The sequence below is a fragment of the Streptomyces milbemycinicus genome, assembly GCF_002154605.1.
GTDB lineage: Bacteria > Actinomycetota > Actinomycetes > Streptomycetales > Streptomycetaceae > Streptomyces > Streptomyces milbemycinicus.
Window position 1 is genome coordinate 1 of the sequence record NZ_MUNE01000060.1, and the last position, 22,653, is coordinate 22,653.

Annotated in this window: 22 protein-coding genes and 1 pseudogene; 12 read left to right on the plus strand and 11 right to left on the minus strand. The window is 68.5% G+C overall.

All coding sequences use genetic code 11. The annotated features are described in order from the left end of the window. Positions 1-269: 269 nt before the first annotated feature. Complete coding sequence (locus tag CCN51_RS05520; RefSeq protein ID WP_055414364.1) at positions 270-815, minus strand: GNAT family N-acetyltransferase; 546 nt, start codon at positions 813-815, stop codon at positions 270-272. Positions 816-1,034: 219 nt separating this feature from the next. Here CCN51_RS05520 and CCN51_RS05525 point away from each other — a divergent pair, with 219 nt between their 5' ends. Next, positions 1,035-1,757: an NADPH-dependent F420 reductase gene (locus CCN51_RS05525; protein ID WP_043488231.1), complete on the plus strand. Its 723-nt coding sequence runs from the start codon at positions 1,035-1,037 to the stop codon at positions 1,755-1,757. Positions 1,758-2,029: 272 nt separating this feature from the next. Here CCN51_RS05525 and CCN51_RS05530 read toward each other — a convergent pair whose 3' ends face one another. The 4 genes from CCN51_RS05530 to sigJ form a co-directional block, all read right to left on the minus strand. Next, positions 2,030-2,416, minus strand: coding sequence for a YrdB family protein (locus tag CCN51_RS05530; RefSeq protein WP_014181980.1), 387 nt, complete (start codon positions 2,414-2,416; stop codon positions 2,030-2,032). Between the two features lie 468 nt (positions 2,417-2,884). Continuing rightward, positions 2,885-3,262 carry a zinc-binding dehydrogenase gene (locus tag CCN51_RS05535; protein ID WP_014181981.1) on the minus strand — a complete coding sequence of 126 codons (378 nt, stop codon included), beginning with the start codon at positions 3,260-3,262 and terminating at the stop codon, positions 2,885-2,887. 225 nt (positions 3,263-3,487) lie between these two features. Beyond that, on the minus strand, positions 3,488-4,510 hold the full coding sequence (locus tag CCN51_RS05540; protein ID WP_238545542.1) for a CehA/McbA family metallohydrolase: 1,023 nt from the start codon (positions 4,508-4,510) through the stop codon (positions 3,488-3,490). 57 nt (positions 4,511-4,567) lie between these two features. Then, the gene (gene sigJ / locus CCN51_RS05545) at positions 4,568-5,494 is read right to left on the minus strand and encodes an RNA polymerase sigma factor SigJ (protein ID WP_014181983.1); all 927 of its coding nucleotides are present in this window, start codon (positions 5,492-5,494) and stop codon (positions 4,568-4,570) included. A gap of 273 nt (positions 5,495-5,767) precedes the next feature. Between sigJ and CCN51_RS05550 the strand changes: the two genes are divergently transcribed. From CCN51_RS05550 to CCN51_RS05565, 4 genes are all read left to right on the plus strand, one after another. Beyond that, on the plus strand, positions 5,768-6,352 hold the full coding sequence (locus tag CCN51_RS05550; protein ID WP_014181984.1) for an NADPH-dependent FMN reductase: 585 nt from the start codon (positions 5,768-5,770) through the stop codon (positions 6,350-6,352). 251 nt (positions 6,353-6,603) lie between these two features. Next, the gene (locus CCN51_RS05555) at positions 6,604-7,044 is read left to right on the plus strand and encodes a YybH family protein (protein ID WP_043492660.1); all 441 of its coding nucleotides are present in this window, start codon (positions 6,604-6,606) and stop codon (positions 7,042-7,044) included. A 109-nt stretch (positions 7,045-7,153) separates the two neighbouring features. Then, positions 7,154-7,567, plus strand: coding sequence for a mycothiol transferase (locus CCN51_RS05560; protein ID WP_238545543.1), 414 nt, complete (start codon positions 7,154-7,156; stop codon positions 7,565-7,567). Positions 7,568-7,648: 81 nt separating this feature from the next. Then, entirely contained in the window at positions 7,649-8,530 is an 882-nt protein-coding gene (locus CCN51_RS05565) for a hypothetical protein (protein WP_106436489.1), read from the plus strand. A 282-nt stretch (positions 8,531-8,812) separates the two neighbouring features. On the opposite strand, the gene CCN51_RS05570 is transcribed toward CCN51_RS05565, so the two are convergent. Continuing rightward, positions 8,813-10,075, minus strand: coding sequence for an MFS transporter (locus CCN51_RS05570; RefSeq protein WP_014181989.1), 1,263 nt, complete (start codon positions 10,073-10,075; stop codon positions 8,813-8,815). 351 nt (positions 10,076-10,426) lie between these two features. On the opposite strand from CCN51_RS05570, the gene CCN51_RS05575 reads away from it, so the two are divergent. Continuing rightward, the gene (locus tag CCN51_RS05575; protein ID WP_014181990.1) at positions 10,427-11,152 is read left to right on the plus strand and encodes a class I SAM-dependent methyltransferase; all 726 of its coding nucleotides are present in this window, start codon (positions 10,427-10,429) and stop codon (positions 11,150-11,152) included. Positions 11,153-11,329: 177 nt separating this feature from the next. Continuing rightward, complete coding sequence (locus CCN51_RS05580; protein WP_014181991.1) at positions 11,330-12,076, plus strand: SAM-dependent methyltransferase; 747 nt, start codon at positions 11,330-11,332, stop codon at positions 12,074-12,076. 276 nt (positions 12,077-12,352) lie between these two features. Here CCN51_RS05580 and CCN51_RS05585 read toward each other — a convergent pair whose 3' ends face one another. From CCN51_RS05585 to CCN51_RS05605, 5 genes are all read right to left on the minus strand, one after another. After that, entirely contained in the window at positions 12,353-13,339 is a 987-nt protein-coding gene (locus tag CCN51_RS05585; RefSeq protein WP_014181992.1) for an MFS transporter, read from the minus strand. 447 nt (positions 13,340-13,786) lie between these two features. Beyond that, complete coding sequence (locus CCN51_RS05590) at positions 13,787-15,115, minus strand: DUF4419 domain-containing protein (protein ID WP_106436490.1); 1,329 nt, start codon at positions 15,113-15,115, stop codon at positions 13,787-13,789. Between the two features lie 1,045 nt (positions 15,116-16,160). Beyond that, entirely contained in the window at positions 16,161-16,814 is a 654-nt protein-coding gene (locus tag CCN51_RS05595; protein WP_078610793.1) for a maleylpyruvate isomerase family mycothiol-dependent enzyme, read from the minus strand. A gap of 463 nt (positions 16,815-17,277) precedes the next feature. Then, positions 17,278-18,489 carry an MFS transporter gene (locus tag CCN51_RS05600; RefSeq protein WP_014181996.1) on the minus strand — a complete coding sequence of 404 codons (1,212 nt, stop codon included), beginning with the start codon at positions 18,487-18,489 and terminating at the stop codon, positions 17,278-17,280. Then, complete coding sequence (locus CCN51_RS05605; protein WP_043488238.1) at positions 18,486-19,076, minus strand: helix-turn-helix domain-containing protein; 591 nt, start codon at positions 19,074-19,076, stop codon at positions 18,486-18,488. Before CCN51_RS05605 ends, CCN51_RS05600 begins: the two co-directional genes overlap by 4 nt. Here CCN51_RS05605 and CCN51_RS05610 point away from each other — a divergent pair. The 5 genes and pseudogenes from CCN51_RS05610 to CCN51_RS05630 all read left to right on the plus strand — a co-directional run. After that, positions 19,075-19,593 carry a GNAT family N-acetyltransferase gene (locus CCN51_RS05610; protein WP_043488240.1) on the plus strand — a complete coding sequence of 173 codons (519 nt, stop codon included), beginning with the start codon at positions 19,075-19,077 and terminating at the stop codon, positions 19,591-19,593. The two genes, CCN51_RS05605 and CCN51_RS05610, sit on opposite strands and share 2 nt — an antisense overlap. A gap of 210 nt (positions 19,594-19,803) precedes the next feature. Continuing rightward, a pseudogene (locus tag CCN51_RS56990) lies at positions 19,804-19,959 on the plus strand (ArsR family transcriptional regulator); the annotation flags it as partial. A gap of 335 nt (positions 19,960-20,294) precedes the next feature. Further along, a complete protein-coding gene (locus CCN51_RS59145) occupies positions 20,295-20,417 on the plus strand; it encodes a hypothetical protein (protein ID WP_264349325.1) in 123 nt (40 codons plus the stop codon). 369 nt (positions 20,418-20,786) lie between these two features. After that, positions 20,787-21,323 (plus strand): GNAT family N-acetyltransferase, encoded by a 537-nt coding sequence (locus tag CCN51_RS05625; protein ID WP_014182001.1) that lies wholly within the window; start codon positions 20,787-20,789, stop codon positions 21,321-21,323. A gap of 473 nt (positions 21,324-21,796) precedes the next feature. Beyond that, positions 21,797-22,653 (plus strand): transposase (locus CCN51_RS05630; protein ID WP_143675728.1); only part of this gene is annotated, 857 nt, incomplete at its 3' end.

A 22,653-nucleotide genomic window follows, 5' to 3' on the forward strand; every position in this document is an offset into this window, starting at 1 on the left:
CCGCCGAAGCCGACCTGACCGCCGACGCACGCCCCACCCGCCCCGACGCGCCGTGGCACCCGGTGCAGCCCAGCTCCGAAGCAGGGCGACAAGTCAGCTCAGCCGGAGCAGAAGCGACGGCTCTGGCACGGATGACCGGGGCGGGCCGACGGCGCGGAGCCGCGATCCCGATTCGCGCCGCACCCTGGTGGCCAGTGGTGCGGTGCATGCGATCCGTCCCAGGCCGCCGGCCGCGTCGTAGCGGGCCGGCAGAGGTGTGAACAGTGCCTTCACCGCCCTGCCTCCGTGCCGCCATCGTCGGCCAGTATGTGCGTCGGGGGAAGCTCCCACCTGATCTCCCCTTCATGCCAGTGTCCGGTGGGAGCCAGGCCGGCAGCAGCGGCAACAGCAGCAGATGCATGATGATCCGGATGAATGTGGGCGCAGATCCCCTGCACGCCTTGCTCCTGCAGCCACGCAACCAGTCCTCGTGCCGCCTCGGTAGCGATCCCGCGCCCTTGCCACGCAGTCCCGACCACCCAGGCAACCTCGGCCGCGCACCCGCGCTCAGCATCAATGACCGTAGCCTGCACCGTCCCGGTCAGGCATTTCTCCTCGCGGAGCCGGATCACCCAGTTCCACCACGTCACGGAAGGATCGGATGATCCGGTCACCAGGCGCTCATACCGTGCCCGCAATGCCTGCGGAGAGTACGGGGCGCCGCCGATGAAAACATGCAGAGCCGGGTCGGAGAGCACCTCGGCCATCTCGTCAGCGTGCTCGACAGCGAGCGGGACGAGGCTCAGCCCGCCAGTCTCGATAACCCCGATCTTCATGGCGTCCACACCGTCTCCTGTCCAACCGCTCCCGCTGCCGGTGCCCATTCGACAACACTACGGTGCCGTCAAAAATCGCGAACATTCAGGGACCGCGTTGATCACTACTTGCTGCCCCAGCTGACCGACATGCGCTGTCAAAAGCGATCGAAGGCAAGCTGTTGAACGAGGCCGCAGGTGCGGGCGGAATACGCACGGATCCCTGCTGGTTGGCCCGGCGTGGCTACTTTAGGACTCATCGGCAGTGGACGGATCGGCAGCACTCTCGCGCGGCTGGCCGTGAATGGCGGACTCCACATCGTACTCAGCAACTCGCGCGGCCCACAGACTCTGGCCAACCTGGTCGCGGAACTCGGCCCCCGTGCCCGGGCGGCGACCGCGGCAGAAGCCGCCGCAGCAGGCGACTGGGTGGTCGTGACCGTCCCGTTCAAGGCGTACGACTCCCTGCCGCGCGAGCCTCTCGCAAGCAAGACGGTCATCGACACCAGCAACTACTCCCCGCAGCGCGACGGCGGAATCCAGGCCCTGGACAACGGCTCGACCACGAGCAGCGAACTGCTCCAGCAGTACCTCGGTGAATCAGCACACGTCGTGAAGGCGTTCAACAACATCCACCACCAGCACCTCGCCGTACTGAACAGGCCGGCAGGCGCCGAAGACCGCACCGCGCTCCCCATCGCCGGGGACAACACCGAGGCGAAGCGGCACGCGACCGAACTGTTCGGCATTCTCGGATACGACACCGTCGACGCGGGACCACTCGCGCAGGGCAGGCGGTTCGCACCGGGCACGCCCGCATACGGCGCTCCCTACACGGAGCTGCCCAGCGAGTCGTTCGGGTCCCTGGCGCCCGGCTCCGCCCCGGCCGGGTTCCTCTCCCTCCAGGCAGGCCCGGCTTCGGCTGCCGAGATACGAGCGCTCCTGGCGAAGGCACAAAACTGACGCGGGCGGCACGCTGAAGGGGATGTCCGACCTCGAGATTTGCCGGTCGTACCGGAGCAGGGCCTCCCGCGTAGCCCCTGGGTGTTCAACTTCTGGTCCTGGCAATCATCAAGCGCAGCGACGACGCGCGCCCGACGCCCCTGCCCTCGCCCCTACCGGGAATCTGGGCCAGCCTGGCTGCGACTTCTCATCTCGATGCGCTGTGGTTGCTCGTTCCATGTCGCGGAGTTCCCTCACTCGATGTTCGTACGGCTCGCTGAGCACGGGCGTGGTCAGTGGCTGAGCAGCCAGCCGACACGGTCGTAGGCGAGGATCTGGTAAGCCACCATGACCGCGAGCAGCCACCGAGCCGCACGCCGTAGGCCGGCGAAGTGGAGGGCGGCCACCGCGCCGAAGAACACGGCGAGTTCGAGGAGCAGCCGCACCGGGCCCGGTGTGTGGATGTCGCTCTCGCCGGACCGGGAAGGGTCGTCCGGCACAGTGAAGGTCCCCCACGACCAGCCCACGGCGACAGGGAGCAGGACGACCGCGGCCCAGCGCCAGGGCGAAGGCACGCGACGCCATGCCCAGAGCGTCACGCAGGCCAGCGAGACCAGTTCGAGCAGGAAACGGACGGCGAGCATGGCGTCGTTGTTGGCGAGGGCCAGTGTGACGTTCATCTGGCCGCCTCCGAGCGGTCCGACTCAGCCGCCGACCGGAGAGCGACCTGCCCGTGCCGCTGGTGGGGCGTGGTGCCAGATGCACCGCCGTAGAAGACCCGGTCATGTATCAAATGTGATGCGACGGGCACGGTTGCCACCTTCGTAGGAGGAACGGTGAGGGCGTCGGTCAGGATGAGCGATCCACTGGGCGGGGCCGCCGGCCGGCGCGGCTGCTGCCGACAGGACAGTACCTGAGGTGTCCGACGCTTACGTGTTGTCGATACTGGAGGGGCCAGACGCTTTGCTCGCCGACCATAGGCCGACCCCGCCGACCGCCGACCGCTGACCGCCGACCGCTGACCGCCAACCGCCAACCGCCAACCGCATCGAGGGCGTACGACACCGGCTCCGCAACCCGTCCGTCGGCGGTAACACTGCGTTGATGGTGCGGCGTGCCTGCTCGATGGTTGCCTCGAGCGGCCGGGGCTACGGACGGAGCACGATCTTGCCGTGGGTGTGCCCCTGCTCCGGCTCGCGGAACGCGTCTCGCACCTGCTCCAGCGGATAGGCACGGGCGATCGGCACCTCAAGCTCCCCGCGCGCGGCGAGCCGGGCGAGCTCGCCGACCACGACCGCGCACGCCGCCGAGCCTTCTCCGTAGGTCCGCGCACCCACCTTGGCTGCGGCCTGCCAATCGCGGATCGTGTTGATCCGCTCGGGCCGCACACCCAACTCCACTGCCAGCTCAACGTAGCCCTCGCCGAACGTGTCGATGAACGCGTCGACGTTCCCGCCGGCCGCCTGCCGGATCCGCTCGGCCGCGCCTTCCCCGTACACGACCGGGACGACACCACGATCCTTCAACCAGGTGCCTCCTCCGGTCGTCCGACGCCGGAAAGCAGCTCCCCGAGGTTCTGCGCGTCGTACCAGCTATTCGCCTGGGCGCAGGCTCGTGCCTCCTCGACCGCCCGCTCGGTGCGACCACAGGCGACCAGGAGCTTGGTCCGCAGCCGGAAGAACTCGCTCTCCTCGAAGCCGAATCGGGCCTTGCGGTCTCAGCAGGTGAGTGACGGTTCGACGATCCGCTGTTCAGGCCAAGATGACCGGGTTGCTCAAGGCTGCCATGTGCCCCTTCACGTCACGGACCTCGGTGCGAATGAACGCCGATTCCCCGGCGCTGATCCGCCACTCCACCATCCCCGACCCCGTGTCGGGCAATGATTCGCTGCACACCTTTCCCTTCTCGGTGTGGAGGCTGAGAGTGCCGCACGGCACGCCTCGTACGTCGACTCGCACCACGGCCGGCTCATCGCCGATCTCCATCTGCTCACCGATCCCAGCGCTGCGGTCATCGGCAGAAACGGTGAAAGACAGCCCGACGGTCTGCGATGCGGCGATCCAGCTACGGCCGGCGCGGATACCGCCGAGGATCGCGTCAACACTCAGCTCGTCGGCCAGCACGACGGTGTGCGGGGTGCCGATCTGGCCCTCCAGGTGGGCGTCACTGTTGCCTATCGCAGGCCGCCACCGTCCCTGGTGGATCTCCGCGGCCAGGCTGCGCCCCCACTCGGCCAGGGCCGCCTCATTGTCCGCCTGCCATGGCATATCCGAACGCCACGGCCCATTCCACACCTCAACCACATCGAAGCCCTGGTACGGATACATGAACGTGCCCGACGCGTACGGGACGTGCGGATGAGCTGCAACACAGAGCCCACCCGTCCGATGAACCTCCCCCAGATGCCCGCCGACCTCGTCGTCCCGCACGCCATAGCGCCAGTCGACCACCTGACCCGGGCGGACGCCCAGCGCAAGCCAATGTCCGGTCCGCGTCACGACCTCCTGCCCCAAGATCACCAGCAGATCGTCGCCGGTGTGCCGACTCCAGGCACCATGCGTCTCAGCAGAATTGTGCTCGGTGGTCGCGAGGAAATCGAGCCCGGCCGCACGCGCACCTGCCGCAAGTTCCGACGGCGTCAGCTCGCCGCCGTTCGAGGCCACCGAATGCACATGGCAGTCACCCCGATACCAGCCACGCCCCCGGTCGGCCACCCGCCGCAAAGGAAACTGAGACACCGGAAGACTCTTCCCCGCTCCGTCACCCATCGTCATTCCAGCAACCTAGGGTGCCGCCGGGAGGTCGTGGCCATCGCGGGCGGGCGGCGCGGGTCAGCCTGCCGTCCACGGGCGAAGCTTGTCGGGGTTGCGGACGGCCCAGATGTGTGTGATCCGGTCGTGTGCGATGTCGAATGCGTACACCGCCACGGTGACGCCTTCTTGCTGGATCGTGAGGCCGGGCTGACCGTTGACCGTGCGTTCCAGGATTGTCCGGTTGTCGGGAGCCCTGCCAGCGATGTCGACGATGTAACGGGCGATCCTTTCGCCGCCTTCGATCGGGCGGAGTGCGGCCCTGACCAGGCCGCCGCCGTCTGCGGTGAGGGTGGCGCCGGGGTCGAGGAGGCCGATGAGGGTGCGGATGTCCTTGGCCTCCCATGCCTGTTTGAAGTCTCTGACCAGGCCGGCCTGGTGGGCGGCCGGGGCCGCTTGCGGTCGGGAGGTGCGGAGGCGGCGGCGCGCTTGGGAGGCCAGCTCGCGGCAGGCTGCCGGGGTGCGGCCGGTGATCTCGGCGATTTCAGCGAAGGAGTAGCGGAAGACGTCGTGCAGGATGAGCGCGACGCGTTGGGCCGGGGTCATCGATTCGAGTGCGATGAGGAAGGCCATGCTGACCGACTCGTCCATGGTGACCCGGTCGGCCGGGTCGGCCGTCGCGCCGCTGGTCCACTCGGTTCGGCCGGGTAGCGGCTCGGGGATCCATTCGCCTACGTAAGCCTCGCGTCGGGCCCGTGCCGAGCCGAGCAGGTCCAGGCAGATGCGGGTGGCGACCGTGGTCAGCCAGGCGCCGGGCGAGGCGATGGCGTCCCGCTGCTGCGGGGACATGGCGTACCAGCGGGTGTAGGTCTCCTGGACGGCGTCCTCGGCCTCGGCCAGGGAGCCCAGCAACCGGTAGGCGAGATTGATCAGTTGACTCCGCTCGCTGATGATCGCGCTCAGGCCCGTGTCGGACCGGTCGTGTCCCGGCCCCGCGTGGTTGGTCATGACTCCGGAGTCTCCCTGGATCGGATCTGCCATCACCAGTACGACGAGACGACCCGCCGGAATATCAGGTTGCCGCGCGGCAACCTGATATTCCGGCGGGTCGTCTCGTCGTACTACTCGAAGGAGCTCACCATCCATGCGCGGATCGCCCCCGCCGAGCCCCGGCTTCCCCGGCTCCCCGCAGGCAGCGGGCGCCGCTGTGTCGCAGTGCCCGGCCAGGGCCCGGCAGCGGCAGGTTCAGCGCACCAGCATCAGTATCAGGACAGGAGAACGATGATCAAGATCGGAATCATCCTCGGCAGCACCCGCCCCGGCCGCAAGGGCGAACAGGTCGCCCGGTGGGTCCACGGGGCGGCGGCACGCCGCTCGGACGCCGAGTTCGAGGTGATCGACCTGCTCGACCATCCGCTGCCACACCTGGACGAGTCGGCGTCGGCGGCGGTGTCACCGGGTCGGCATCAGCACGAGCACACCAGGGCCTGGGCGGACGCCATCGCCTCGTTCGACGGGTTCGTGATGGTCACTCCGGAGTACAACCACTCCATCCCCGCGGTGCTCAAGAACGCCATCGACTACCTGCACGCGGAGTGGAACAACAAGGCGGTCGGCTTCGTCTCCTACGGCGGCGTGGGCGGCGCCCGCGCGGTGGAGCAGCTGCGGCTGATCTGCGGGGCGCTGCAGATGGCCGACGTGGCCCCGCAGGTCACCCTGTCGCTGCGGACCGAGTTCGAGAACTTCGCCACGTTCAAGCCGGGCGCGCACAGCGCCACCGCCCTGGACACGCTGCTGGACCAGGTCGTGGCCTGGAGCACCGCCCTCGCGCCGCTGCGCGCGACCTCCCCGGTCACCGTCGCCTGAACCCCCGAGCCCGAGCCCGGCCCCGGCACAGCAAGTTGAGCCGGCAATCCGTACCGCACCTCAGACGTGGCCGACGGCGGCGCGCCGGACGAGGTGGAACTGGTTGCGGCCAGCATCCTGGAACGGAGGATGCAGTGCACTCGAACGATTCCGAAGTCAGTACGGCAACCGCGGGCCTGACATCCCGGGCCGCCGTGTCGTCGTACTAGTGAGAAGCCGAGATTCCACACCGATTGGAAGGGATGGTCGCGATGTCTACGCAACGCGAGATCGACGAAGCCATGGTTCGGCAGCAGATCGACAATATTGTGGATGGGATCCGAGCCAAGGATCTCGAGGGTCTGAAGCAGCTCTACGCGGCCGACGTCGTGTCCTTCGATGTCGAGCCGCCGCTGCAGCATGTAGGGGTAGAGGCGAAATTGAAGAACTGGGAAAGGGCTTTCACGTTCTTCCAGGATGTGCGTTATGAGGTTCGCGACCTGACCGTCGCCGTGGGCGGTGATGTGGCATTCGGGCACTGCTTCGGTCGACTCAGCGGCACGCTGAAGAACGGGCCGGCGACAAGCGGTATGTGGGTCCGGGCCACTTTCTGCTTCCGGAAGACCGACGGCAATTGGTTGATCGCGCACGACCAGGTTTCTGTGCCGTTCGATATAGCGAGCGGCAAGGGAGCGACCGACCTCGAGCCCTGACGAGTCGCAGAAGTTCGGGGCCTCGCCCGGCGGTGCTGCTCATTGAGCCCCTGACCTGGCTTCGCAGGCCAGGGGCGCGGCGGTGCTACTTCCGGTGACGCCCCGGTCCATGCCGACCGAGGCGTCAAAGGAAAGTCTGCACACCGCTCTGGATCGACGCCCCTCGCGACACGGTGCTAGGGGATCTCGAAGGTCCCGACGAAGGCCGACTGCGCCGCCCGGTGCCCCGTCGGGTACGAGCGTCCTCGGGCTGCCCAAGCAGCTCGCCGGTGCTGAACTCGGCTGGCTCTGCCTGCCGTTCGGCCGCGCGTGCGACACTCTCCCGTTCGATGGCGAAGGCGAAGGCGACGAGGCGTCCGAGTGGCATGTGGCCGCCGACGAGTCGGCCGAAGACGTCCTGGACTTCCATGCCCGCTCCCGGGCCGCCGCATACGCGGCGATCGCGGGCCTTGACATCGACAACAACGGCACCGCGTTCGCGTTCTTCGACGGCGCCACCGGCATCCGTACGCGCCGTGCGTGATCGACGACGGCCGACACTGTACGGCCGGGCCGTACGGAAAGGCAACGGGAAGTGTCCGTGTCGGTGGCTAGGGTTGCGATCATGGATATCGAGGAGACCAACCGCATGTGGCGGACGGCGCTGGCCTACGGCGACTCGCGCGGTGTCGAACAATTGCTGCGGCGCGACACTCGACTGCGACTGTTGGGGCACGAATCGTCGGGGACCCTCGAGACAGCGGGGACGGCCGAACTGCGAGGGCTTCTGCTGCTGGGCGGCGACAGCGACGTCCCGTTCGCGGGGGACTCTCCGTGGGGCATACCGGCCGGCGCGGGCCTCGCCGACGCCCTGGAACACGTGTGGGCACCGGTCGCCGGGTACTGCCCGGGCTTCCTCGCGGCGTTGCGGGCGGAGGTATTCGGGCTGGCGTTGGTCGCGATGGAGAACGTGTACCTGCTCGGATACCTTTATCTCGCCGATCGGTCAGGGGAGTTGCCGCGTGACCTGAAGGACCTGGCGCCGTACACGGGGTCGAACTCCCTGGACGTGCTGTGGGGGACGGCTCCGACCCTCGTCGGGCCGACGGACGTCATCCCCCTGCTGGACGAGCCGCTCCCCGCAGGCGTTCGTGACCTCGCCGCGGTCCACGCCTCCTTCACGTCGTTCGACTTCGATCTTCGACTGGACCGCTTCACCACGACGCTCGGCGCCTCGACCCTCGCGGACTATGAGGGAGAAGACCCCGGCGACTACGACCAGGACGAGGACTTCGTCCGCGCGGCCAACGGCGAGTTCGACCGCTGGATACAGTTCTGCACCTGCAACTCCGCCGCTGAGGCCTACTTCCTGGACATCGCCGACCGCGATCCCCACGACATCCCCCGGGTCGCGCTCTCGGGCATCAACGGCACCTCCGAGCGGCCCGGCGAGCCCTTCTGGGACTGGGTCAACCAGGCTCTGCCGTCCCTGCTCTTCTGCGTGTGAACATGGTTGAGGTTGGGGTGTGACCGGATACGGCAGAAACCCACCAGTACTTGATCATGATGGCTGGGCCCCTACCACTGGCCGCGCAGGGCTGCCTTGACTATCGGCCTTCTGCTGTCCAGCAAGATCCGGAACGGTACGATGCCGCTCGGGCGCGGGGAGCAGCAGGCCGCGGGCGGCTTCGGCCAGGCCGCCTGATCCGGGCGCGGGCCGGTCGGCATCACCAGGCCCCTGGACGATACGCGCGAGCTCACCGAGGACGAGGTGATCAGCAGGGTCGGTTCACGGACGCGAAGGTTCCTCGGGCAGGCCGTGCGGTGAGGAAGGCTCCGGCGTCTTTGTACGGCCCCGCAGTGCGTAACGCGCGACCGGGCCGACGGCGAGGCCCGCGCCGGCGAACAGCCCGCCCAGGACCAGCCAGCCGCCGGCGCCCCAGCCGACGAGCAGCGTGGTCATCACGACCGGGCCCAGCATCCGGGCGATCTGCGGGCCCATCCCGAAGAAGCCCTGGTACTGGCCCTGCCGACCGTCCGGGGCCAGGCCGAAGCCGATCTCCCAGGCGCCGGCGCCGTGCGTCATCTCGCCGAAGACCTGCACGACGGCCGCGGCGAGCAGTACGGCGACGGCCACGAGGGCGCCCGCCGGCGTGCCGGAGGCCGCGTACACCAGGCAGGCCGCGAGCATCAGTACACCGGCCCGGGCCGTGGCGCGAGCCGCGGTCGCCAGGTCCGTCACCTGGTGGGCGACGCGCACCTGGAAGACGACGACGCTGAGCATGTTGACCACCAGCACGACGGCCGCCATCGACTTGGGGGCGTCGGTGCGCTCCACGATCCACAGCGGCAGGCCGAGGCTGAGCAGCGGCATGTTCAGGTAGAGGACCGCGTTGAGGAGCGTCAGCAGCGCGTACGGGCGGTCACGGAGCACCGCGAGGCGCGGCTCGCCCTTGACGCGGGCCTCGGACGGGGCGGGCGGCACTTCCGGGAGCCGGCCGAGGATGACGACGGCGCAGAGGAACGCCAGCGCGTCCAGTACGAAGACGCAGAGATACGCGGACTCGGTGCCGACGGCCAGCGCGATCCCGCCGACACCGGCGCCCAGCGCCAGCCCGCCGTTGAGGGTGGACTGCAACTGGGCGCGGACGCGGGTGCGTTCGCCGGCGTCGACAAGACCTGCCAGCAGCGCCTGACGGGCGGAGGTCAGGCCTCCCTGACAGCAGGCGTAGGCGCAGAAGACGAGGACGAACAGCGGGAAGCTGCGCACCACGAGGAAGGACAGCAGCGCGGCGGTGGTGCAGACCGCCAGCAGCCGCGCGGTGCGACGCGGTCCCCACTGGTCGGCCAGGTATCCCAGCGGTACGCCGGCGAGCATGCCCGTAAACCAGCCGATGGTGAGCGCGAGGCCGACGCGGGCGGCCGAGAGGCCGACGATCTGGGTGAAGAAGAGGGCGGACGTGGCGTAGAAGGCACCGTCGCCTCCGGAGTTGGTGAGCTGCGCCTGCGCCAGGATGCGCGGTGGGCCGGGCTGCGGCAGGAACCTGGGCACAGGCGCTCCTCGGACGGCGGCGAGAACTGATCGTCGTCAGTCAACCACCGTGGTCAGAGGGGAGAAAGGGCCATTTCCCGGCTCGACAGTTGGGCAACTTCGCACTCGCCCGGGCGTCAGCCACTCTCCTGTGCGCGGCACGCCCGGACGTAAGTCCCGCTCCCGTGCGCGTGGCCCCCGAACCAGCCGTCGCGCGCCGTCCCGCGCGTGATGCCGGCGGCCCAGGAGTGGGTGAACGAACTCCAGGTCGGCGACGACACGGCCACGCGATCGCCTTGGTGAAAGCTGCCACGTTTCGCACTCACAGAAATGAGTCGCTGCCCGGACCGAGGTCCGCATACCTTCGGTCGCATGGCTGACGAGTGCTTCGGACATCCGCGGCTCGCCGCGATCTATGACCCGCTCGACCCTGTTCGCGGCGATCTCGATGCATACATCCAGATGGCAGAGGAGTTCACCGCACATCGAGTGTTGGACATCGGCTGCGGAACAGGCGTGTTCGCGCTCCTGCTGGCTGATCGCGGCATCGAGGTTGTCGGCGTCGATCCTGCCCAGGCATCGATCGATGTCGCCCGGGCCAAGCCGGGCAGCGAGCGAGTGCGCTGGATCTGCGGCGACGCGACCGCACTGCCACCACTGCGCGTCGACCTCGCGACAATGACAGCGAACGCTGCCCAGCAAATCGTCGATCCGACGGCGTGGCAGGAGACCCTGCGACGAGCCTACGAAGCACTCCGGCCGGGCGGCCACCTGGTGTTCGAGACCCGGGATCCGGCGAAGCGCGCCTGGGAAGAGTGGAACCGCGAGACCTCCTACAAGGTGACGGAGATCCCAGGCTCCGGCGCGGTCGAAAGCTGGGTCCAGCTGATCGAAGTGAGCCCGCCCCTCGTGACGTTCCGCTGGACCTACGTGTTCGCTGCCGACGGGCAGGTCCTGACCTCGGATTCAACACTGCGTTTCCGCGAGCGGCAGGACATCGAGACGGACCTGACCGCACAAGGCTATGTGGTGGAGGACGTCCGCGGCGCACCTGACCGGCCAGGCAGAGAGTTCGTCTTCCTTGCGCGACGTCCGTAGGCCAACCGTCCAGCGCGGGATGCCTCCGGACACCTCCGACGCCGGCTCCTGGCCCCACAAACTTCACTGAGACTGCTCATTTTGTGTTGAGACGACACCTGAATCACAGCTGACGGGCTCCAACACGTGAGCGAAATCGAGGTGCGCGCAACCTCTGTCGATTGACAAGCTGCGCTGGTGAACCGTGAAGAGATGTCCCGGATCGCTCATACTGAGCACCCGATCAAGTCTCCGCTCGACGACGACTCGGTCGGTCGGCTGCTGGAACGTGGGCTCCCGAGGGGCAACGAGCGTGTGCTCGACCTCGGTTGCGGCGGCGGGGAATGGCTCCTGCGTGCCCTGGCCACCCGACCGCACCTGCACGCCGAGGGCGTGGACATCTCCGAGGACGCCCTGGCCCAGGCCGCCGCCGCCGCCGCGATCGACCTCGGCGTCCAGGAGCGCCTCGTCCTTCACCACCGGAAGGCCGAGGACTTCGTATCAGCAGAGCCGTTCGACGCGGTCCTCAGCTTCGGAGCCACGCATGCCTTCGGCGGCCTGCTCCCCACCCTCGCCGCGGCCCGCAGACACCTGGCTCCCAATGGCCATGTCCTTCTCGGTGAGGGATTCTGGGATCGCCCCCCGTCGCAGGAGGCCATCGACATGCTCGGGAACTTCACCGACCTGGCGACCACCGTGGAACGTGTCGTCGCTGACGGATGGACTCCTGTCGATGCGCACGTCAGCACGCGTCGTGAGTTGGACGACTACGAGTGGGCCTGCTGGGGTTCGCTGGCCGCATGGGCCCTGGACCACCCTGCCGGTCCGGACAGCTCGCGCGTGCTCGAAACAGCCTCGACCCGTCGCTGGGAATGGCTGCGCGCCTACCGGGACACCTGGGGCTTCGTCTCCCTGGTGCTGCGCCGGACGTCCGATCGTGCCTGAACCAGCCCTCCTGCCCGGACCGGACCAGTCCGGGCAGAGCACCGGTCAGCCGGGTGACCGTCGCGGGATGGCCCTGCCACGGTGGAAAGGCCCTGCCGCGGTGCCGAGGAACTAATCCAGGCGGTCTCAAGACTGGCTACGTCCGTTCAGACTTCGCCGGCACGCACAGCCACGCGATTCCTGCGGCGGTCAGGTAGGCGAGCGCGCCGATGGCCATGCTGGTGCGCAGCCCGGTGGAGTAGTCGGTGGCTGTGGCGAGCAGGCTGCCGCCGAGCGCTACGCCGGTGGCGCTGCCGATCTGGCGGGTGGTGTTGAACAGGGCGGAGGCTGCCCCTGAGTACGCCGGGGGCTTGCGGTGAACAGCATGCCGTAGAAGCCGAAATTGAACAGAAGGCCGATGACGGCTCCGCCACCCATCGCACGAGAGCGCAGCAGGCTCAACGGCAGGGCGGGAGACCGGGCCAGCCGCTCGCGCACCGCGAACGCCGCGGCGGCCACCACGGCCAGGCCCACCCCGGCGAGTACGGCCGGATCCAACCAGTTCCGCCGACCGGCCTCATTGAGCGCCGCGGTCAGCAGCGCAACAGCCGCCACGACCGCGCACTGCGCCGGCCAGTCCAGGGCCCGGGCGGTGTGCCGGGGCGAGCGTGCCACATGCCGCAGCGTCAGCATCAGGCAGACCACACCGACGGGGAGGTTGATGAGAAACACCCAGCGCCAACCCACCGTGGAGACGAGCAGCCCGCCCAGCAGCGGCCCCGCTGAGGCCGCGATGCCCGCCATCGAGCCCCACAGCCCGAAGGCCCGCGAGCGTGCGGCCTGCGCCGGGTATGCCTGCTGGAGCAGGGCCAGGGAACCGGGCACGATCAGCGCCGCGCCGAGCCCCTCCACCAGCCGGGCGGCAACCAGGAAGGGGGCGCTCGGCGCGAGCGCACATGCGGCTGAGGACACAGTGAACACGGCCACGCCAGAGCAGAAGACCTGACGGTTGCCCAGCCGGTCGCCCAGCGCGCCGCCGGTCAGCAGGAATCCGGCGAAGACCAGGGTGTACCCATCGGTGATCCACTGGATGCCGGTGAGCGAGGCCGACAGTTCCCGGCCGATCACCGGCACGGCGACGTTGATGACTGTCACATCCAGGATCACCATGAAGTACCCGGCGCACACCGCCAGCAGTGGTGCCCAGGGCTGTCGCCCGGATTCCGGGGCCGGCTCGTAAGAGGGCATGGGCTCACCGCCACCGGCCGACTCCGCGAACGCCACGGACCCAACTCCATCCCGTCCGCCGAGGTCCTACATCAAACGCCACAATAAGGGACCCATGCTTCACATTGCGGGAGCAACTGGCGGCTCGTGAAGCACCACAGGGACGGGCCATCCCCGGAACCGGCGTAGCCGTGACCTGGCCGATCGCCGCCCGCTCCCGACAGGTGGCGAGCGGGGTGGGACCGGTCCCCGCAGGCCGGCGGTACATCTGGTTTGTCACCGGATGGACGATTTCACCAGAGCAGATTCCATCCACGTGCAACCCGGTCTCAGACGAGCAACAATCGGAAGGACGTCAGCCAGACTGCGAACCAACAGGGCCATCAGCAGCCGCCCAGCGACCAGTAGTTCCCAGCGTCCCGTCACGGACCAGAATCGGATGGCCGCCGGGGTGGGCCGGAGTTCGTCGGCTCGCCGGCAGCGGCAGGCCGGGCGGCGGGGTGGCTACAGTGCCCGCAGCGCGTTGCCAAGGTCCGGGCCGTAGTTGCCCCAGCACTGGATGTCCCCGGCATCGGAGACCAGGTCGCCCAGATACCACTCGCCGTCGTGGGTCCGCACCGCACAGACCCCCTCCAGCTTGATCGCACAGTCGGCCTGGAGAGGTTCGCCGTGCAGGGTAACGGTGCCGATAGTGGTCAGCAGCTGGGCTTGAGGGCAGCCCGTGAAGCGCTGAACGTCCGCCAGGGTCCAGGGCTCGGGGAGATTATCGTCGTGATGTTCGGTGGCGGTGAGGAGTTCGACCACGGCGTGGCCCAACTGGGGCCGGATCCACTCACCGCTCCGTTCTATGCCGGTGACGCCTCCGAGGAAGGCCATGTCGTAGCTGCCGGTGGGGGTCTCCCAGCGGAACGGGACACAGGAGATATGGGAGGGGAAGTCGTCCTCGGCGGTGGTGCCGTGGCCAAATGACTGCTTAGGACTTGGTCCGTCGTCGGTGTACCGGTGAGCGAAGAAGGCGGTGATCCAACCGGTGACCCGGTCACCGCCGGACGCCGACTCCCACTTGTAGAGCGAACTCCAAAATCCGTGGTCGACGCCCCACCCGGAGGCTGTCGCACTGATCGCCTCCAGCACCGGCTGCAGGGCGGTGAACCACGGCCGCAGACCCTCGAACCACCCCGCCAGCTCCCGCACCCTGGCCGCCAACAGGCGCCAGTCCCGGTCCGTGCCCTCCAGCCGGATCCGCGGAATGCCGCAGAGCGTCTGCCACCGGAAGCGGTAATACGGGCTGACCACGTCCATCAGCGCGACCAGCGCGGCGGTGGCATCGGCGGGGGTGGTCGTGGAGAAGGCGGGCTGGAACAGGTCGGCCACCTCGTCGCCGATCCTCGAGCGCAGGGGTTGTTGAACCAGGTTGATCGAGCGCTCCCAGTCCTGCGGGGCGAAGTCGTCGCGGACGGCGATGGTCTGCTGGTATCCGGGGGTGTCGGTGAAGACTCCCTCGTACGTACTGGGGTTCAGCCGGACGTGAACGGCCACCTCGTGCACGACGGCGTACCAGAGCAGGTCGGGTGACAGGCTCAGTGGCAAGTGGGCCGTGAAGCACAGGTGGATGGCACGCAGCAGGAGGCTGGAGGTGGGCTCGGTGGGCCCGGTGGTCTCCAGAGCGTTGGTGGACCAGCCTACGAGGCGGTGAGTGCTGCGGTGATGAAAACGCGCTTGGTCTCGGAGCACCGCCCGCAGGAGGCGCTCGTTGCCGAGTTCGGCCAGTTCGTCCGCGAGCCGAGCGGCATTGGGGTCTTCGCCGAGCGGCAGATCTATCTCCAAAGCCATCTATATCCCCCAGGAGCAGTGATCGGCCTCGATCCTAGAAGGTCGATCAAGCCCCTGGGCTCTGGCTCACTGCTCGCGACGGATCGGCAGTGGAAGATCCTCCCAGCCCAGCCGACTTGGTTTTGCCGGCGCCCACGCCCACTTGCGCCGAGACCCACTGCCAGTCTGTTTTCTCCGCTCGCGCGCAGGCGGCTGCTGACGATCGTCCCGCTGACGTACCTGTCCGGGCGCTTTCCGCTCGCGTGGAGGGTGAGTCGTGACGGCGGACTCGAGGTATGCCCGGACCGAAGGCGTATGGCTCTCACCGACGGGGGATGCGGTGAGAGCCATGCTCAGTATGGCATGGCATAGGCATCGGAGCACCCGATCCGGGCGGCAAATCTCGCATATATCCATAACTTTGGCACCACGCGGCTCAGACGCCTCAGCAGTGGTGAGGCGATGTGCGTGGGTGGAAATGGCTCTCGCTCCGGCAACGTACTGCTGCCCCACCGCCTCCGCGTGGGCGAACGCGCCCGCATCCGCTGGGGCGGACACTCCCCCTCCGTCGCAGGCTGACCAGGGACCTCCTGGTCAAGGCAATTCGAGCGCAGCGCGATAACACTCAGTCACATAAGGCATCTCCATTGGACGCTTCGCGTCCAGCAGCGTGCGGACCCGGCCCGGCAATTCCTTCGTGTCGCGGGCTCCAGAGTGATCACGTAGCTGAGAGAGCCGACCATGGCCATGACCTCCCCAGCCGTCATCGGATGGCTCCACCGGAAGTACTGCCGCTCGACGGACCCAAAAGGCGCGCCCAGCGCTCCGCTTGTCGGTCCTCCGTCGGCGCTGCGGCGTAGTCACGCAGGATCCGGTCCAGCTCTGCGATCCAGGGCAATGGAACCATGCGGACCACTCGCGTATGTCGATTTGGACCGGATGTCGCATGACAGCAAAACCCACCCCGGCCACGGGATCGCCAACGGCGAACCTTCCCGGTCGCAGCACGTCCGAGGGGCAATCCGGCGAGCGTATCGGGTTGAAGCAATCTGCGAGGAGTAGCGGCTCAGGTCCAGCCGGGCGTTGGTGGGAGTGGCCACGTCGGTGGCGTGGGCAGGCGAGGTTCTGACACGAGGTGCGTGGCCGGTCCGCGGCCGGAGAGCCAGGCGAGGAGTGCGTGGCCGGGTCCGGTGGCCGCGGGCACGGTCGGGGCGAGGGTCCAGGAACGGTCGAGGTCGGTGGCTTCGATGCGGGCGATGGGGAAATCGCGTGCGGTCAGGGTGGCGATGGTGTCGTCGAGCGCCCAGATGACGTAACTGGTAGACCAGTCGGTGGTGGTGTAACCGAGGTTCAGGTCGACGTGGTGGGTTTCGAGTTCGCGGCGGGCCCGGTGGAGGGTGTACCAGGCGGGGTGTCGCCAGCCCGCGAGGGCGGTGACCAGGGTGGGCCAGCGTTCGGTGGGCATGGCAGTTGCCTCGTCAAGCATGCGGTCCAGGCTGCTACGCAGGTCGGCGACGAGATGGGCGGCGTTGCGCTCAGCGCCTTCGCGCAGCGCGCGGTCCAAGGCGGCGGCGTCGGCTCGCGGTTCGGGCTCGGTGCCGGTGCGGGCCAGGGCCAGCAGCCATCGATAGGCGTCAGCGCTACGGGCGAGGTGGGTGATGACGTGGCCGCGGCTCCAGCCGGGAAGCGCGGAGGGTTCACCGGCCTTCAGGTCGGTCAGCGCATCGAGGGGAACGCTGAGCTAGCGGCGGAGGTGCTGGCTTGTTCGCCGACGTTTCCGATGCCCTGAACGAGCTGTGTGGGTGTGGCGACGCGTGAGGCGCGGGCGGGTGGTCATGCCGTAGAGGACGGCGGACCGTCCGCGGGCGGCGGTGATGACGTGGCGTTCGGCTGCGCTGGCGGGCAGATGGGCGACGGCCGGCACACCAGCGGCTGCAGCGCCCGGCTGTCGTACGGCGCTCGCCGTGTTCGCCACCAACTGGGCCCGCCGATGTGTCAGCCCGTGGTGGAACGTCTGCACGGTCGACCCCGAGAGCATCTGCACCGCCCCTCTCGTCGTCGCCCACGTCAACCAACCGGCCTACGCCGCCATCGGCACACTGGCCGACGCCTGCCCTCCACCAGGAGGTCACCTGCACCAAGGGCCGGACACCATCACCGCCATCTCCCGGCCAGGGCCTGGCCTACCGCTCCGAACCCGAAGCGGGGCCTGTGCCACGGGCGGGCTCGCGGCGGGTCTGCCGGTTGCCAGTAGGTACGAGGGCAGCGGCGAGGAGTAGCGCGGCCAGGGCGGCGAGGGCGGTGCCCTGCCAGCCGAGGGTGTTGAGGAGAGGTGCGGCGACGGCGGTGCCAATGGCTCCGATGGAGAAGTACAGCACCAGGTAGACGCTGCTGAGGCTGCCGGAGCGTCGGGGGTTGAGGGCGATGATGCGGCACTGGTTGGCGGCCTGGGCGACGAAGCAGCCGGCATCGAAGAGGGCGAGCCCGAGTGCTGTGGTCGGCGGGTTGTTGAGACCGGTGGCCAGCAGGGCGGTTCCGGCCGCGGCGGTCAGCATGCCAGCGGTGATCACGGTGTGCGGGGTGTACCGGTCGGCGAGGCGTCCGGTGAGCGGAAGTGCGGCGAAGCCGAGGAGTCCGGCCAGGCTGTACAGGCCGATGGCGGTCGGGCCGAGGGAATGGGGCGGCTGGGCCAGGGTGAGGGCGAGGGCGACCCAGATGAGGTTGAAGGCGAAGTACCACAACCCGCCGGTGGCCACCGCGCGGCGCAGCTGCGGGTGGTGGCGCAGGAGCGGAGGAAGTGAGGCGAGGGTGGCGCGGTAGCCGCGGCGGGAGTGCGGCTGCTGCCGGGGCAGGAGCGTGGCGGCGGCGATCGCGCCGAGCAGGGCGAGGGCGGCGAAGACGAGGAGCATCCGCCGCCACCCGAGGACGTCGGCGAGTGTTCCTCCCGCCAGGCGGCTGAGCAGGATACCCGCCGACATGCCGGCGGCCACGGTGGCAACGCCGGTTCCGCGGCGCCCGGGCGGAGCGTAGCGGCCTGCGATGCTGCTGGCCTGGGCCGCGACGCTGGCGGCCGCGCCGATGAGCACGTAGGCGACCAGGAGCACGACCGCGCCGGGTGCGGCCGCGCCAAGGGCGAGGGCGGCGGCCTGGGCGGTGAGCTGTGCGGTGACCAGGCGGTTGGGGGCGAGGTGGTCGGTAAGGGGGAGCAGGAGGGCGAAGCCGGTCATGCAGCCGATGAGCGCGGCGGTCGGCACCAGGCCGATCACGGAGAGCGGGACGCCCAGGTCGGCGGCGACCGCGGAGAGCGCCGGCTGGATGGCGTAGTTGTTCGCGATTGCCGTTGCGGCTATGGAGGCGAGAAGGAGTGTGCCACCCCGGGCGAGGGGGCGCGTCACGGTGTTATGCCTCGGGTGAGGATGACGGCGTAGCGGCACTCGGTGTCGGTGGTGTTGGCGAAGACGCGCTCGGCGGGCTCGCCGAGTTCGATGGTGTCTCCGGTGTCGAGTTCGTGGACGGTGTCGCCGTCGTGGAAGGTCAGGTGGCCGTCGAGGACCCAGACGATCTGGTGGATGAAAGCGAAGGCGGCGGCCGGATAGGGCACGCGGGCCCCGGGGGGCAGGCGGATCTCGGCGATCTCCGCTGGGAAGTGGGGGCCGGTGATCTGGCGGCGGCGGTAGCCGGTGGCGGGGTCGCGCCACTCGGCCGCGTCGGCCTGACGGCGCACTCCCGGGATTCCGTCTGTGTCGTCCGAGGTTCCTTCGGCGAGGGCGAGCAGGGAGGCGACGCTGAGCTGGAAGGCGGCGGACAGCTTGCCGAGGACGACGGCGGTGGGGCTGCTCTCGCCGCGCTCGATCCGGTTGATCATGGCGCGGGAGACCCCGGAGGCATCCGCGAGCTGGGCCAGGGTCCACCTGCGGCGTTCGCGTTCGGTGCGGACACGGGCTGCGATCTGCCCCACCAGAGGATCTACTATGTTGGACATGAATCCAATATACGAGAGAAGACCGGCTGTGGAAGTGCGCCCGGCCCGCCCCGGCGACGCGGAGGCCATACGCGCGATCCGCAACCACGCGATCGAGCACTCGACGGCCCTGTGGACGCAGACCCCGCAGTCCCCCGCCGAGGGGGCCGCCTGGCTGGCCGCGCATCTGGAGCGCGGGTCGGCGTTCGTGGCAGAGGTGGAGGGCGAGGTGGCCGGGTTCGCGGTCTACGGCCCCTGGCGAAAGCTGGACGGATACCAGCACACGGTGGATGACTCGGTCTACGTCCGCGAAGACCGGCACGGGCTCGGCATCGGCTCCGCGCTGCTGACCGCCCTCATCGCTTCTGCGCGCGAAACCGGCCACCACGTCATGATCGCCGATATCGAAGCCGAGAACAGCTCCTCGATCCGGCTGCATGAACGGTTCGGGTTCCACCACGTCGGCACGGTGCCGGAGGTCGGCTCCAAGTTCGGCCGATGGCTCGACCTGACGATCATGCGGCTGCCCCTGACCTGAGCTGCCGATGCAACCGTCGGTGCAGGGGCGGCGCCGAGCGATACGGGGAACTGGTGCGTCAGCCCGCCGCACCGGTGCCGTCGTTGGCCGCGCGGTTCACCCCATCGGTTCGCCCCATGGGGCGAACCATCCAGCCCGGTAGTCCTCACCACCGCGGCCGGACCGTCCTGGTGTGGTTCGTTTGGGCGGGGTATGGCGGCCGGGCCCGACGGCGAGGCGCACACCTGCAGTTCCTTCGCGCGGCCTGTCAGCAAGGCGACAGTCACCCATCACTTCCACACGCTTCGTGAGGCAGGGCCGATCTGCCAGGTCGAGCGAGGCAACAGTCGAATAGCCACCCTCCGCCGGGCCGACATCGAGCAGTGACGGAACCATCAGTTGTCATCGTCCTCGGCGACCGGGCGGGCCTACCGGTTCACGGCCGCCTGCCGTGGCCTACGGCTGGGGCACCTCGCTGTCGCCGCGAGACATATGGGCGCGGGAGATGTAGGCGCGCGGCGTGGAGGCGGTGATGACACCCAGCTCCGCCATCCTCGACAGCCTCAGGAGCCGGCCGCCTCGCGCTGACCGGGTGACCTCCGCTGTGGGCCGTAGGCCGGTTGGAGTCCGCGCTGGTGACCGGAGCCGGGGGCCTCACCCGCGTCAGGTGGCGGGAGGGCGGCTCAGGTGGCGCATGGGGTGCACGCCTGTCCACTGGGCAGATGGAGAGCGATGATGCCGGCAAGGACGAGATCGATCCCGGCGAGGAACTGCTCGCGGTCGTCGTGCTCGCGCACGAATCGCCGGGAGAAACAAACCTGCGTTGCTGTGTACCACCAACGTGACAGGGCTGCCGGCCGAGACCTGCCACAGATCATCGCGGATGGCACTGACGACGCGCGGCCAGAACGGCGGAGCACCTGCGCCTATGTGCAATAGGGACGGCACCCGTACCTGGTATCCCGCCGCCGTCAGGTGCTCGGCCACAAGGTGCCAGGTCGAGGGACCTACGGACGGACCGTGCACGAGAACGGGCTCTGGTCCACTTCGTGTGGTCCAGCGACGCTCGGTCACGCCAATAGGACGCGCTTGCGGAGGAGTTCGAATCCCGCGCGGCCGAACATCTGGCGCTTGAGCATCTGAGAACAGACCTGCGGCCCCGGAGGTGTTTCGCGGGCTTCGTTTGGATCTTGCGAGATGGATAGGATCACCGCATGGGGCGCTTGAGGCCGATCGAACCGTTAACGGAGCCGCTCGCGGATGGAGTGGTCGCTGTGAGGTTCCGGCGTGAGTCAGATCTGCTTGCGATCGGGGCGGCGAGCCACGACCCTGAAACGCGACGCTGGCTCGACGACACACCCATGGACGAGGCCGCTCGCAGCACGAGCATGTTCCGGGTCGAGGAAGCCTGGCGAACCGGGCAGGCGGCCCCACTTGTGATCGCAGACGCCACAACAGAAGAACCTACCGGGATCATCAACCTGCAGTTCCGAAACGATGACGAGGCAACCATCGCTTACAGCGTGTTCCCTGCCCATCGCGGCCGGGGCATCGCCCCGCGGGCCGTGCAGCTGGTCGTGAAATGGGCCTTGAGTGAACTCGGGCTATCCCAGATCCTGCTTGAGGCCGCTGCCGAGAACACGGCCTCGGTCAGGGTTGCCGAGAAGTGTCAGTTCCAGAGGATCGACAGCCGGGCGTCAAGCGCAGAAGGCCAGCACACGATGATCGTGTTTGCTTGCACGAAGAACTGATCTTGCATGTAGGACTCTGGTCCCACTTCCTAAAGTCTCATACGCACGGTTACTTTTGATCTTCTTGTGGTGTCGGTTGAGTTCGCCCGAAAATCGCCCGGCCAAAGCGTGGTGTGGTCGACAGTTCTTCACGTGAACGAAGTGCTGCCGCAGCTGGATGAGCTGCTGTCCTCGGCCGAGGACGTGTCGGTGGAGTCACTCGAAGTGACCGACACGGTCGTCCGGATCGAGGCTCGGACGACCGCCAAGCGGGCGGTCCGTCCGGGGTGCGGATGTTGGTCACGCCGAATACATGGCCATACCCTGCGGTTTCCCCGTGACCTGCCGACAGCGGACAAGTTCGTCGTGCTGTCGTTACGGGTACGGCGTTCGTCTGCACGGAGGGCTCCTGCCCGCGCATGACCTTTGCGCAGCATCTCCCCGGGCTCACTCGCCGGTTCGGACGACGGACCGAACGGCTGCGATCGATGCTGGTGTCGGTCGGTCTCGCGCTCGCAGGCTGGGCAGGCGCCCGCACGACGGATGTTTTCCGGGTCCTGGCCAGCAGGAACACCCTGCTGAGACGGGTCACCTCGCTTCCGGACCCTGCCACCGCCACACCTCGTGTGGTCGGCGTGGACGAATACGCCCAGTGCAAGGGCCGTGTCTACGGAACCGTGCTCGTCGATGTCGAAACACGTCGTCCCATCGGCCTCCTTCCCGACCGGGAGGCAGACATGCTCGCGGCCTGGCTCACCGAGCGTCCCGGCATCGAGATCACCTGTCGTGACCGGGCCCCCTTCTCGCCGAAGGAGCCACCCGCGGCGCCCCACAGGCCCTCCAGGTCGCTGACCGATGGCCATCTCTGGCACAACCTGGGAGAGGCCGCCGAGAAGTGCATCTACCGGCACCGCGGCTGCTTACGCCCCACGCCGGGACAGCCGGAGGAACCTCAGGAGGAGGCGGAGCCGGCCGCGTTGTCGCCCCGGCCGACAGGGCACCGGTTCGCCGAACGCACCCGCGCCAAGCACGCCACCATCCACACTCTCCTCGCCGCCGGTCACAGCAAGAGGTCCGTCGCCCGGCAGCTTGGCATGACCCTCAACACCATCCTGCGCTTCTCCCGCGCTACCACCCTGGAGGAGATGTTCACCGGTCAGTGGCAAAGCCGTGTGACCAGGCTCGACGACTACAAGCCCTACCTCGATCAGCGTTGGCAGGAAGGCTGCACCAACGCTTGGAACTGTGGGAGGAGATCAAGGAACAGGGCTATCCGCGTGGCTACGGCAGCGTCCGTGACTATGTCAGCAGGACTCTTCGGGGCAAGCCCCAACCAGTCGGGCCCCGCCCA